The organism is Leptolyngbya sp. FACHB-671, assembly GCF_014695745.1.
GTDB lineage: Bacteria > Cyanobacteriota > Cyanobacteriia > Elainellales > Elainellaceae > JAAUTN01.
Map to the genome: position 1 here is coordinate 1 of NZ_JACJOV010000057.1, position 11,445 is coordinate 11,445.

Sequence of the window (11,445 nt, forward strand, 5' to 3'; positions counted from 1 at the left end):
TGCACTGCTTACACTTGTAGCATTGTCTCCCTCGACGATGCCCGTTCTTAGCGACTTGAGTTGAATTACATTGAGGACATTTCATTCTTCTATCATGCCAAACCAAGCATTACCCTTGCAGCAACGCCAAATTGGCTATTTTAGGCAGTAGACAGTACTTTCACAGTACCCATCTACTACCAAATCGATTGAAAAGAATCTAGCAAGCTTGCCTGTCAGGCAATATAATTAAGCTAACTTGCTTAATGAGCAATCTATGGAAAGTTCAATCGAGGCTCTACTCAAGCCCGAATTAGCCAAACTAGGGCAACGATTACGGGCTTTAAGAACGGAACAGGGTTGGACGTTAAGCCAACTGAGCGAGCAGGCAGATGTGTCTGAGGCTTACTTGTCTCGCTTAGAAGGTGGCGAACGACAGCCCTCACTGGCAGTTCTGTTTACCTTGGCACGGGTGTATGGGGTATCGCTGCCCGACCTATTTGGCTCGACTTCGGAGAACCCAAAGCCAGCGGCTTCAAAGCGGAAAGCTTCTATTGGGGTCGTGATTCGTGCAGGCGATCGTCGTCTTCAAGAGGGCAATGGGCTATTCTATACTTCTCTAGCTGGCGGGAATCATCTAGCTGATTTGCATCCACTCCGAGTGATCGTGCCTGTGAATCGACAAGGAGAACAGCATTATCAGCATAGTGGTGAAGAGTGGCTCTATGTTCTCTCTGGGCAACTCATTCTGACTCTAGCAGACGAGCAGTTTTTGCTCAATCCTGGTGATGCGGCACATTTTGATGCGTTTCTCCCCCACAATCTCTCTGCGATCGGAGACCAAGATGCTGAGATTCTTCTCGTTGCCTGTACGCCCACACGCTCTTTATTGAAAAGTTACCTCTCTGAAAAATAATGCCTTTATCTTAGAGAGCCTCCCCATATCCGAATCTCTAAACTGATGGTGCTACCTGAAGCTCACCTTGTCTAATCAAATTTAAACCGTCGCGAGGGCGAAAAAATGAGAGTTCACTATTTGCAGCATGTTCCCTTCGAGGGACTGGGCAGTATTTCGACCTGGATGGCTGAACAAAACCATTCGTTATCATCCACCAGACTCTACGCCAACGATCCGTTACCAACGGTGAGTGATTTTGATTGGCTGATCGTCTTGGGCGGATCAATGAATATCTATGAAGAGGAGCAGTACCCCTGGCTAATTGCAGAGAAACAACTAATCAAACAGGCGATCGAGGAAGACAAGATAGTGCTCGGCATTTGTCTGGGGGCGCAACTGATTGTGGATGTTCTGGGTTCAAAAGTGTATGCGGGGCAAAACAAAGAAATCGGATGGTTTCCGATCAAAACAACAGAAGCAGTTCAGCAATCCGATGCCCTTAAGTTTCTACCCGCTCAACTGACAGTTTTTCATTGGCATGGAGATACATTTGAGTTACCAGAAAAAGCAACCCGCCTAGCCTACAGCGAGGGTTGTCTCAATCAAGCATTTCTCTACGGCGAAAAGGTGCTTGGCTTGCAATTTCACCTGGAAATGAATCGACAAGGTATACAGCAGATCATTGAAAACTGTGCCTCGGAATTAATTACAGGAAAGTACATTCAGACTTCCGAGGAAATGCTTTCTGAGAATAAGAACCTTGCAGAAATTCATGAGGTCATGTATCAGTTTCTCGAACTGCTCTCACATCAATACCAAAAAGCTGTCCAGCGTGTTTAGGTTACTGGAATGTTATTTTGTTTATTCTTCAATCGATAAACTAACAGGTGAAGGCAAGTTCTATGAAAAACACCCTTCTTAAACCGAGTGAACTCAGCCAACGGATGAATAAAACTGTGATGTTATCCAGTCAGGAGATGGGCTGGAATGGCATTTTGGTTGAGCAGCATCACTTTTCTATAATTTCGGGCGAAAAAGAAGTTCCTGCCTTATCCGATCATTGGCTGCTCTTCCCTCTGGTGCATCCCATTTCTCTAAGACAGAAATCTGGCGATCGCTGGCATGAATCAATCTTCCGAAAAGGGGATAGCTTCTTGGTTCCGGCTGGACAGCCAATCTCCTGGCATTGTCTAGGAAGTGAGGTACGCCAAACGGAACTCGATATTCACTTGCAACCGAAGCTGGTCGAACAAGTTGCTGAAGCGTCTGAAATCGATACAGCGCGGCTCAACCTCATGAACCATCTGGGTCAACAGGACTTAAATCTTCAGCATATTGCCATGCTGCTTTTGGCTGAGGTGCAATCGGGTGGCATAATGGGTCGGTTGTATGTCGAATCATTGACCCAGGTGTTAGTCGTTCATCTGCTGCGACATTACTCTCAGGTTGCACAAGTCATTACAGCTGGGAACAGAAGCTTAACTCGTACCCAATTGCAGCAAGCGATCGACTATATTCACACTTACCTGAATCGAGATTTATCCCTGGCTGAACTGGCAAACGTGATCAGTATCAGCCCCACTTACTTCGCGAGTTTGTTTAAACAGGCGATGGGGATTTCGCCACATCAGTATGTGATTCAACAGCGGGTGGAACGAGCAAAAGTGATGTTGAGTAGGACGGATTTAGCGATCGCAGACATTGCCTTACAGGTTGGGTTCTCCAGCCAAAGTCATTTGACGCAACAATTTAAGCGAGTCACGGGAATGACGCCCAAGCAAGTTCGCTAACCTCATAAGAATCTGATAAATCGTCATAAGAATCTGAAAGCAATCAAGCGTTAAAACTCACTACGCTGTAGTTATGATGCTTTTCTACGCAAGGATTTAGACACAATGAGAAAGCAACTAGTTAATTCGCCACAGCTTTATGACGGAAAACCACATGGAATGTCCCATGCTGTGATTGATACTGCATCGGCTACCGTTTACATTTCGGGTCAAGTGGATTGGGATGTGAACCATCAAGTCTCATCTCATACCGTTGAGGGACAACTCCAGAATGCGCTAAATAATCTAATGATTGTCCTGGATGCAGCGGGAAGCTCCGTTGAGAATTTGCTAAGCGTTCGCATTTATGTTCGAGGTGAACTTGGAGAAATGATGGAAGCGATCGCTCCAATTATCGCACAACATCTAGCAGAGTCGCGCCCAGCCCTTACTGGCATTGGTGTTTCCTCACTTGCCTCTCCAGAAACATTAGTTGAGATTGAAGCAACAGCCGCACTCAAGTGATTGCCTGATTTCCAAAGTCCAGGTAATGGAAGGATAAAGTAATGGCATAGAAGAAAAATGATGCAAGCCATAAATCATCGCTTCATTGAGACAAACAGCATCAAAATGCATATTGCTGAACAAGGTCGAGGCAATCTTGTCATCCTGTGTCACGGGTTTCCGGAGTGCTGGTACGCTTGGCGGCATCAAATTAGTGCGATCGCAGAAGCTGGATTTCATGTTGTTGCGCCAGATCTGCGGGGTTACGGACAAACCGATCAACCAAAGTCCGTTGAGGCATACAATATTCTTCAGCTTACGAGCGATATCGTCGGGCTGGTTCATGCACTAGATCACGAACAAGCGATGATTGTCGGGCATGACCAAGGTGCCCCTTTGGCTTGGCATTGTGCATTATTGCGCCCAGATTTGTTTAAAGCGATCGCCCTGCTGAGTGTTCCTTATCGTGCCAGAACCTGGGACAGTAGCCCTCCGACAGAAATACTAAAACGGATGGCGGGTGAACAACAGCTCTATGTGTTGTATTTTCAGGAACTGGGCAAAGTAGAGGCAGAACTAGAAGGTAACGTTCGGCGATCGCTTCGCAGGATGCTCTATTCCGCATCTGGGGATGCACCTCCCGAAAAACGGTGGCGGTTCCTATTCGACAAATCAGAAACATTTCTGGACAGTGTGGCTGAACCGGAGCAGCTTCCAAGTTGGTTGAATGAGCAAGACCTTGATTTTCTCACCCAGGAGTTTGAGCGAACCGGATTTCGAGGTGGGCTGGCTCGCTATCGAAACCTGGATAGAGATTGGGAACTTACGTCCTTTCTAAGTGGCGCGAAGCTGCAACAACCTGCTTTGTTTATTGGAGGAGAGTTCGATACAGCCGTGATGATGAATCAGGATCTGATCAACCAGCTAGAAACAACAATGCCGAACTTGAGAAAACAGGTATTGCTGCCCAATACGGGGCATTGGATCCAGCAAGAACGACCTACAGAGGTCAATCAATTGCTCATTAAAATTCTGGTTCACTCTGCATCTTGAGAAAGGACATTAGACATGACTCATTTTGGTATTATCTGTCCTCAGCAACAGGTCATCTCAATCTGCTGACAACCACTACTGTGCTGCAACACGCCCCAAAGGTCGTTCAAAAGGCTGGAATCGGCGCATTACTGGTAGACCAACTTTCACCTGCTGGGGGAACAGTTGCAGACTATTGAGATATTCCCTTTATCAGCGTGTCTGCTGCCCTCATGAATCAACGCAGATGTAAGCGTTCCTCCTTGTAATCCTTGTGGGATTGGATGCACAGTTAGTTCTTTCCCTCGGTCGTGAAACAGGTCTGGCACAACACTGAGCGTCGATGGCGGAATCACTATTTAGGCAATACAACTCCCACAAAACCAGGTGGCTATCATGATGCTTGAAAGTCAGTACGCTTTGGTGACTGAAGAAACATCGGGCGTTGGGAGAGCCACTGCGATCGATCGCTTTGATTGAAGAGAATTTGGTTTAGCCCGACTATAAACAAATACTAAGGAATGTAGCCAATGAATCCGATTTCGTTGCCCGAACGTGCTGGAAACAGATACAATTTCCCTGCAACGCAATCATTATAAGAGTAGCACCAGGTCGAATCGATAAGTTCAATGCTGAGATAAACGCTGAGAACAAAAGCTATGGCAGGGAACCTTGTTAGTCCGCTCGAACTCGGTCAACGGTTGAATAAACCTCCGGTGTTATCCAGTCGTCAACTGGGCTGGAATGGGATTTTGGTTGAGCAATGCCAATGTTCTTCACCGTCATCCTTTGAAATGGAGCTTCCCGCCGTATCGGCTCATTGGCTCAACTTGTCCTTGGGGCGTCCTACCCCTTTAATTCAGAAACGCGACGATCGCCTGCATGAATCAATTGTTCAAAAGGGGGACAGCATCTTTGTTCCTGCTGGACAACCGAGCTATTGGCGTCAGCACGAAGGTGACATTTGCTGCCCGCTACACATTTGCTTGAAACCGGAGTTGATCGAACAAGTTGCTGAAGCATCCGAAATTGATGCACAACGGATTAACCTCGTGAACTGTTTCGGTAAGCAAGATTTACAGCTTCATCATGTCGCAATGCTGCTTTTAGCTGAGTTACAGTCAGGTGGTATCATGGGGCGACTATATGTTGAATCATTAACCCAAGTCTTGGTCATTCATCTGCTGCGACACTATTCCACCGTCACGCAAACTATCACATCTGGAAATAGAAGCTTAACGAACTCCCAATTGCAGCAAGCGATCGACTATATTCACACTCACCTGAATCGAGATTTATCCCTGGCTGAACTGGCGGGCATCGTCAATATTAGCCCGACGTACTTCGCCAGTTTATTCAAACAAGCGATGGGAATTTCACCACATCAATATGTGATTCAACGGCGAGTGCAACGGGCAAAAGTGATGCTGAAGAAAACAGATTTGGCGATCGCAGACATTGCCTTACAGGTCGGGTTCTCCAGTCAAAGTCATTTAACGCAACAGTTTAAGCGAGTCACGGGAATGACACCCAAGCAAGTTCGCTAACACCTTAAGAATCTGATAAATCGTTGTAAGAATCTAAAAGCAGTCAAGCATCAGAACTCAGTATACTTCAGATAGATAGAACGAAGAGAATCTATTGTAGATAGCAACTAATAGAGAACAGTATACGACTGCTCAAGCTTTTGCTGTACATCATCGAATTCCTTTTGCAAGGAGGAGTCCATCTTTAATCACGTTTTACAACATAACAATGAATTGCTCAGAGTTTGGAATGTCGGCTTAAACCAAACAACAGAGCATTCACAACATCAAATTTCTAATAAAAAGGATAACTTACTCAATGTGTAAGTTATTCAACTTTCAACATGGCCAGGAGAAATATGACAGCTACACATAGCCGTACTTTGTTCAACGATCTCGCCGCACTGCTCACAGGACAGCTTGTTCTCCCTGAGGATGCTACCTATGAACAGGTACGTCAACTCTGGAATGGCAAGATAGAAACCCGACCTACCGCGATCGTGCGTTGTTCAACTGTACAAGATGTCATTCATACAGTTCGCTGGACACGCGCACATAGACTACCCCTCTCGATTCGCGGTGCAGGACATGAGATCTTCGGGCGTTCCCTACGTGAGAATGGCGTGGTGGTCGATTTGTCCCAAATGAGAGCCGTCACGATCGATCCAGTCACGTGCACAGCCCGTATTCAACCTGGAGTAACGGCGGGTGACCTAATAGAGGCAGCAGAGAAATATGGATTGGCAACCACCACAGGGACTATCTCCAGCGTTGGTATGACAGGACTGACGCTGGGAGGAGGATATGGTCCTCTGACGGGTGCTTATGGACTGGCTGCCGATAACCTGCTATCCGCACAGGTCGTCACTGCCGATGGGCAGCTTGTCACCGCGAGTGCCGAGGAGCATCCAGACCTGCTTTGGGGACTGCGCGGTGGCGGCGGCAACTTTGGCGTTATCGTTTCCCTAGAGTATCGTCTGCATCCACTCACCACTGTGCTATCAGGTTTGCTGCTTTATCCTCTAGAGCAAGCCAAAACAGTGTTACGCAATTTTAACGAATTCATCGCCACCGCACCGGATGAATTGACGATCCGGTCTGGGTTTCTTCAAACACCCGATGGCGTGACGGCTCTGTTTCTCTCACCCACCTATTGTGGTGCGATCGAAGCAGGTGAGCAAGCGAGCACGTACCCGTGTAGCGAAGCTATCGCACCTTTGCGTACCTTTGGCACTCTGCTGGTCGATCAGATGCAACCCATTACGTATAACGACCTGATTCACGGGTTAGATGCGTTTACCCCAGCGGGTCGTCACTACTACATCCAAACCCAGTCACTAGACGGTTTGCAAACTGAGGCGATCGAAGCATTGATCGAACAGGGTTTGCCACTTCCTTCCCCATTTTCGATGATCAACATTCATCACTTTCATGGAGCCGCGAGTCGCGTAGGTGTATCCGAAACTGCTTTTGCGCTGCGTCAGGATCATCTGATGGTTGAGCTAACTGCAGCCTGGGAGCCCCAATTTCCCGACGACGAGCAGCGACATCTCCAATGGGCACAGCATATCTCCCAGGCACTTGCCCCCTATGCCTTCAAAGGGGGATATATCAATCTCTTAGATGAGCAGGAGCAGGAGCGCATTCGGTTTGCCTTCGGGTCGAACTATGAGCGGTTGCTCGACATCAAACGCACTTATGATCCGGATGATGTTTTTCATTCAACGATTGGGCATCTGGCACCAAATAAGAAATCATGAAAACTAGCCAAAGCGTTGTCATAGATCGACTGCAACAAGCCCAAAACGCGCATGACCTGGAAGCATTTTTGGACTGTTTTGCACCTCACATTCAAACCGATCATCCAGTCCATCCTGAAAGGCCTTTTCAGGGAATTGAGCATGCTCGTAGGAATTGGTCTACCATGTTTCACGATATCCCCAACTTTCGCTCAGAGTCGCTCGGTTCGGCAGTTGAGGATGATACGGCTTGGGCTGAGTGGTACTGGTTTAGTACCCGTCGCAATGGCACATCATTTGGGATGCGCAAAGTGAGTATTCTTGGTATACAACCGGAGCAAATTAAGTGGGCACGCTTTTACATGGAACCTGTGTAAGTGGGTTCAGTTGCGTTAGAGCCCAGTGGGTATCTTTGCTACCTCACTTTGGATTTGCAATCCCTACCCACAAAGCAGTTGCGTAAGGTACGGCCATCAGCAAAATCGTGATTGATTTGTAATCAATGGTTAACGCTGTATCACAATGTCAGAGGTTTTCATGAAAACAATAAAATATTCCCCCTCAATGTCTTTAACGCCTCCTCACAACCTCTCAGTTCGTGAATTGGAAGTTTTGAAACTTATGGCAGAAGGTCAAAGTAATTCTGAAATTGCAGCCCATCTATATCTGAGCCACAACACTATAAAAACTCATGTACGTGGTATCTTCAACAAACTTGGAGTTGACCATCGTGTACAGGCTGCTGTAGTTGCTTTACGTCAAGGGCTGATTTAGGAGGTTCAATGATGAATTCTGAAGAAGCACTGAAAGTTGTAGAGCAAATTTTACCACCAGGAACACTGACCTCTGTCAAAGTAGTGGTATTTCATCACTCTTGGAATGGTAAAGAATATAGAGCGATCGCCAAAGAAGCAGGTTATGATGATTGCTACATTCGAGAGGCAGGTGCCCAACTGTGGCGATCGCTTTCAGAAGCTTTGCAAGAACCTGTCAAGAAGAAGAACTTCCGCTCATTGCTAAAACAGAAATTTAGCAATCGAACAGTGATGTGACTGGGCGACAAGGTTGACGCAATGTCCGTGCTTACTTTTACAAAGTATTGAAGTGTGACTGCATGAATATGTTCAGGGTGGTCATTACCTGACTTATGCACCAACCGATGTGAGTGATCACAACTATCGTATCGTGTTTGAAACCGATGAAAACGGCATTGCACTCGATTGCGATCGGGCGAACTTCCAGAAGTAACCTGGTATGAAGGCTGCTTTTAAGCGTGAGTTGTTCACGTAAACTTACTTTCAATCACAAAGGATAGTGAATGGCGGAGTGTGCTGGTATGATTCTTTTTTTTCATGATGCAACTCATTAATCAACAGGAATTGATCAATAGGAGTAACCTCATGTCTTCAAATAATTAAAGAAAACAATTCATGACACAACAACAGGATACTGCTCAGTACAAGCAAGAAAGGCAAATACACGCTCAAATAACGTCTCAATAGGAGAGACAACATGCCTATGAGCAGGCGATGATGGCATATTGGTTCAGCGAACCTTTCTTGGACTAATTAGCCAACTGACTAACCTTAACTCCTTTCCTGTTCTCCCTTTGCAAGTTTTTGTCTAGTATCTGAGTAAAGTGACATTCAGAAATTAGAGTGGCATTCAGACAATAACTGCATTTTGAACCTTTGATACAACCCAACTTACAACCTCTTAAGGAAAAACTGATGAGGCACTTTACTCTGTTTACTTTGCTATATCTAGCAGCGGGAGTTTGCCTAACCGCGATCGCACTCCAGTATCCTGACATCACTTCAAACACTAAAACAACCCTGCTCATAAATGCTGGACTGTTATACTTTTGTGCTATCCTCAGCCCCTTCCCATTTTGGTATCGAAGTCAAGTAGGACTGCCTCAGGATCGAAATTCCATCATGCCTTGGCTCATCATTGCATTGATGCTTGTTATATCAATTCCTGACCTAATACATCACAACTGGAAACTGGATGCAATTGCAAGAGCATCTGTAGGACTACTGGTTATCTTAGGGAGTGCAGAAAAACTTTTGATCAGAGGCCAAACTGGCAATCATCCTGAGGACTAGAGCAAGCAACGGCTAGCCCAAAAATTCCACTTCATACTTTTGAGAAAACGTTGAGTTTAATCTGTAAACGTTTAACTGATGAATTCAGCAAATCTAATTAAATCAACAGCAACAGTTTTATGACGCAATATTTCTGGTTCTTCGGTTCTTGCCTCACCATCCTTACCGATCACACCACAACTGGAGGACAATACGATCTGATCGAAGGGTACTTCCCACCTGGCTCCCAAACTCCTCTCCATTGCCACACGCGCTATTCCGAACAGCTATACGTGTTAGAAGGAGAGTTTACCATCTGGGCAGGTGAGAACAAGGTGCTGCTGAACACAGGTGAAAGTTGCCTGATTCCGGTTGGCATACCCCACGTTGTTGCCGTGATCGGGGATCGACCCGCTCATGGATTGGTGATTGCTGCGCCCAGTGCTTTTGCTCGACTGATTGCAGTAGTAGGAACGCAAGAAAAGGCAGAGACACCAGACATGGCACTGTTCGATCGCATTTCTGCCGAGATTGGTGACGAGATTTTAGGTCCACCTGGAACCTTACCCTCTGCTACAACACCTTAGCAAATCTACCAGTTACATTACTTTGCCCTTTTTATCAGTTCACTAGGATTATGAACACTCAGATTTCGACTGATCCTTTGGACGTGATTATTGTGGGTGCAGTCCCGACAGGGCTGAGTGCCGCGCTGCTTCTGGGGCGATCGCACAAACAAGTTCTCGTCATCGATTCTGGTAAACCTCGCAATGCCGTGTCTCACGCGGCAAACGGCTTCTTTTTCAGAGATGGCATTGCACCTTGAGAACTCTTGCAAATCGGACGTGAACAGTTACAAAAGTATGAGGCTGTGAAATTTCAGATCGGCAGGGTGATTGATGCCAAGTCTCTTGAATCTGTATCAGAGAAGTGTGATCGCTTTCAAGTCATACTTGATACAGGCGAGCAATTGACCAAGGCGAAGATAAACAAACGTCTGTTCCAGGCGTGTATGCAGCGGCGGTGAATCTTTTCTCGGCAATTAGCATTGTTGTGGCAGAAGGAACGATGGCAGGCGTGTTTATTAATCGGGCACTGGTTGCAGAAAACTCAACTGTCCTGAAAATAATGAGGAAAGTCATGATTTGAGTACTTAGCTCTGACAGTTTCGGAAGAATTGTGGAGTTGAAATTTGCGCTTTAGACAGGGCTCTTGGCTCAGAGACTGCTAGCTTTTGTCAAATTCCACTGGCACTTACCCAAAGCTGTTCATTCTCGTAAAACTCCCCCCGCTGCTCCAACCTATACTCGCCCAATAGCAGAGCCAACCACAATTGCACTAGTGGCACATCAGTCGCTTGCTGTAGCCTAATCAAAGGAATGGTTGAAACCTGTTGATCCTGCAAGCACTGATCGATCGCCCCTACCCAAGCCGAAACATCCTCATCATGAGCAATTTCCATTGCTTGGTTAAACGCCTCTGCCTCAGTCAACCCTGGATATTGATTCATCTGCTCATCCAACGCCTGTAGCAGTGCAGCTTGGTCTATCTCACCCACGACTGAACTCTGCTCAGCAGATAGCGAACGCCGCTCCACAGTTCTCCTGGGCAAGCTCTCCAGCGGCTCGATGAACCCCTCAAGGTCGATCTCCATGGTTTGCCGGACATAGCGATCGAACGCATCTTCCGGCATGAGTGGACCATCTTCACTCGCAGTTGCTTCTAACTCCTCAAATGCCAGTACAGAACGCTCCTGAAATACTCCCACGATTCGACCGATCGCTTCTGCTGCTACCTGCGGTTGTGTCGCAAAAATGGGTCAATGGTAAGGTAGGTAAGCCCAGCTTTGCCTTCTTCCTCTTCAATGTCTACTGCTTCTCTATTCAAGTGGCGGCACTTTTTGCCCGAAAT

General features: G+C 46.6%; 16 protein-coding genes. 13 read left to right on the forward strand and 3 right to left on the reverse strand.

Annotation, left to right across the window (positions count from 1 at the left end; all coding sequences use genetic code 11):
- A partial coding sequence (locus H6F93_RS35670; protein WP_524537882.1) for a transposase-like zinc-binding domain-containing protein occupies window positions 1-85 on the reverse strand: 85 nt, incomplete at its 3' end.
- A 171-nt stretch (window positions 86-256) separates the two neighbouring features.
- Between H6F93_RS35670 and H6F93_RS05830 the strand changes: the two genes are divergently transcribed.
- The 13 genes from H6F93_RS05830 (at window position 257) to H6F93_RS05890 (ending at window position 10,360) form a co-directional block, all read left to right on the forward strand.
- Window positions 257-895 carry a helix-turn-helix domain-containing protein gene (locus H6F93_RS05830; RefSeq protein WP_190679679.1) on the forward strand — a complete coding sequence of 213 codons (639 nt, stop codon included), beginning with the start codon at window positions 257-259 and terminating at the stop codon, window positions 893-895.
- 105 nt (window positions 896-1,000) lie between these two features.
- Window positions 1,001-1,717, forward strand: a complete 717-nt coding sequence (locus H6F93_RS05835; protein ID WP_190679680.1) for a type 1 glutamine amidotransferase — start codon at window positions 1,001-1,003, stop codon at window positions 1,715-1,717.
- A 62-nt stretch (window positions 1,718-1,779) separates the two neighbouring features.
- Window positions 1,780-2,667: an AraC family transcriptional regulator gene (locus H6F93_RS05840; RefSeq protein ID WP_190679681.1), complete on the forward strand. Its 888-nt coding sequence runs from the start codon at window positions 1,780-1,782 to the stop codon at window positions 2,665-2,667.
- A gap of 105 nt (window positions 2,668-2,772) precedes the next feature.
- Window positions 2,773-3,171: a RidA family protein gene (locus H6F93_RS05845; RefSeq protein ID WP_190679682.1), complete on the forward strand. Its 399-nt coding sequence runs from the start codon at window positions 2,773-2,775 to the stop codon at window positions 3,169-3,171.
- Window positions 3,172-3,228: 57 nt separating this feature from the next.
- The gene (locus H6F93_RS05850; RefSeq protein WP_199313509.1) at window positions 3,229-4,203 is read left to right on the forward strand and encodes an alpha/beta fold hydrolase; all 975 of its coding nucleotides are present in this window, start codon (window positions 3,229-3,231) and stop codon (window positions 4,201-4,203) included.
- The gene (locus H6F93_RS05855; RefSeq protein WP_190679683.1) at window positions 4,200-4,382 is read left to right on the forward strand and encodes a hypothetical protein; all 183 of its coding nucleotides are present in this window, start codon (window positions 4,200-4,202) and stop codon (window positions 4,380-4,382) included. The genes H6F93_RS05850 and H6F93_RS05855 overlap by 4 nt, the downstream gene beginning before the upstream one ends.
- 459 nt (window positions 4,383-4,841) lie before the next feature.
- The gene (locus H6F93_RS05860) at window positions 4,842-5,729 is read left to right on the forward strand and encodes an AraC family transcriptional regulator (RefSeq protein ID WP_190679684.1); all 888 of its coding nucleotides are present in this window, start codon (window positions 4,842-4,844) and stop codon (window positions 5,727-5,729) included.
- A gap of 338 nt (window positions 5,730-6,067) precedes the next feature.
- Window positions 6,068-7,468 carry an FAD-binding oxidoreductase gene (locus H6F93_RS05865; RefSeq protein ID WP_190679685.1) on the forward strand — a complete coding sequence of 467 codons (1,401 nt, stop codon included), beginning with the start codon at window positions 6,068-6,070 and terminating at the stop codon, window positions 7,466-7,468.
- Entirely contained in the window at window positions 7,465-7,824 is a 360-nt protein-coding gene (locus tag H6F93_RS05870) for a nuclear transport factor 2 family protein (protein ID WP_190679686.1), read from the forward strand. Before H6F93_RS05865 ends, H6F93_RS05870 begins: the two co-directional genes overlap by 4 nt.
- Before the next feature lie 160 nt (window positions 7,825-7,984).
- Entirely contained in the window at window positions 7,985-8,221 is a 237-nt protein-coding gene (locus H6F93_RS05875; RefSeq protein WP_524537903.1) for a response regulator transcription factor, read from the forward strand.
- Window positions 8,222-8,229: 8 nt separating this feature from the next.
- A complete protein-coding gene (locus H6F93_RS05880) occupies window positions 8,230-8,499 on the forward strand; it encodes a helix-turn-helix domain-containing protein (protein WP_190679687.1) in 270 nt (89 codons plus the stop codon).
- 1,175 nt (window positions 8,500-9,674) lie between these two features.
- On the forward strand, window positions 9,675-10,121 hold the full coding sequence (locus H6F93_RS05885; protein ID WP_190679688.1) for a cupin domain-containing protein: 447 nt from the start codon (window positions 9,675-9,677) through the stop codon (window positions 10,119-10,121).
- A 50-nt stretch (window positions 10,122-10,171) separates the two neighbouring features.
- Window positions 10,172-10,360, forward strand: coding sequence for an FAD-dependent monooxygenase (locus H6F93_RS05890; protein WP_190679689.1), 189 nt, complete (start codon window positions 10,172-10,174; stop codon window positions 10,358-10,360).
- A 121-nt stretch (window positions 10,361-10,481) separates the two neighbouring features.
- Here the strand turns inward: H6F93_RS05890 and H6F93_RS05895 are convergent, their stop codons facing one another.
- Both H6F93_RS05895 and H6F93_RS05900 read right to left on the reverse strand, forming a co-directional pair.
- On the reverse strand, window positions 10,482-10,676 hold the full coding sequence (locus H6F93_RS05895; protein WP_190679690.1) for a hypothetical protein: 195 nt from the start codon (window positions 10,674-10,676) through the stop codon (window positions 10,482-10,484).
- 95 nt (window positions 10,677-10,771) lie between these two features.
- Window positions 10,772-11,302, reverse strand: a complete 531-nt coding sequence (locus H6F93_RS05900; RefSeq protein ID WP_190679691.1) for a hypothetical protein — start codon at window positions 11,300-11,302, stop codon at window positions 10,772-10,774.
- Window positions 11,303-11,445: the final 143 nt, after the last annotated feature.

What these genes read in the sequence shown, in the direction of transcription:
- H6F93_RS05830 (WP_190679679.1), top strand. Translation starts at nt 257, where the DNA reads ATGGAAAGTTCAATCGAGGCTCTACTCAAGCCCGAATTAGCCAAACTA.
- H6F93_RS05835 (WP_190679680.1), top strand. Translation starts at nt 1,001, where the DNA reads ATGAGAGTTCACTATTTGCAGCATGTTCCCTTCGAGGGACTGGGCAGT.
- H6F93_RS05840 (WP_190679681.1), top strand. Translation starts at nt 1,780, where the DNA reads ATGAAAAACACCCTTCTTAAACCGAGTGAACTCAGCCAACGGATGAAT.
- H6F93_RS05845 (WP_190679682.1), top strand. Translation starts at nt 2,773, where the DNA reads ATGAGAAAGCAACTAGTTAATTCGCCACAGCTTTATGACGGAAAACCA.
- H6F93_RS05850 (WP_199313509.1), top strand. Translation starts at nt 3,229, where the DNA reads ATGATGCAAGCCATAAATCATCGCTTCATTGAGACAAACAGCATCAAA.
- H6F93_RS05860 (WP_190679684.1), top strand. Translation starts at nt 4,842, where the DNA reads ATGGCAGGGAACCTTGTTAGTCCGCTCGAACTCGGTCAACGGTTGAAT.
- H6F93_RS05865 (WP_190679685.1), top strand. Translation starts at nt 6,068, where the DNA reads ATGACAGCTACACATAGCCGTACTTTGTTCAACGATCTCGCCGCACTG.
- H6F93_RS05870 (WP_190679686.1), top strand. Translation starts at nt 7,465, where the DNA reads ATGAAAACTAGCCAAAGCGTTGTCATAGATCGACTGCAACAAGCCCAA.
- H6F93_RS05875 (WP_524537903.1), top strand. Translation starts at nt 7,985, where the DNA reads ATGAAAACAATAAAATATTCCCCCTCAATGTCTTTAACGCCTCCTCAC.
- H6F93_RS05880 (WP_190679687.1), top strand. Translation starts at nt 8,230, where the DNA reads ATGATGAATTCTGAAGAAGCACTGAAAGTTGTAGAGCAAATTTTACCA.
- H6F93_RS05885 (WP_190679688.1), top strand. Translation starts at nt 9,675, where the DNA reads ATGACGCAATATTTCTGGTTCTTCGGTTCTTGCCTCACCATCCTTACC.
- H6F93_RS05890 (WP_190679689.1), top strand. Translation starts at nt 10,172, where the DNA reads ATGAACACTCAGATTTCGACTGATCCTTTGGACGTGATTATTGTGGGT.
- H6F93_RS05895 (WP_190679690.1), bottom strand. Translation starts at nt 10,676, where the DNA reads ATGACTTTCCTCATTATTTTCAGGACAGTTGAGTTTTCTGCAACCAGT.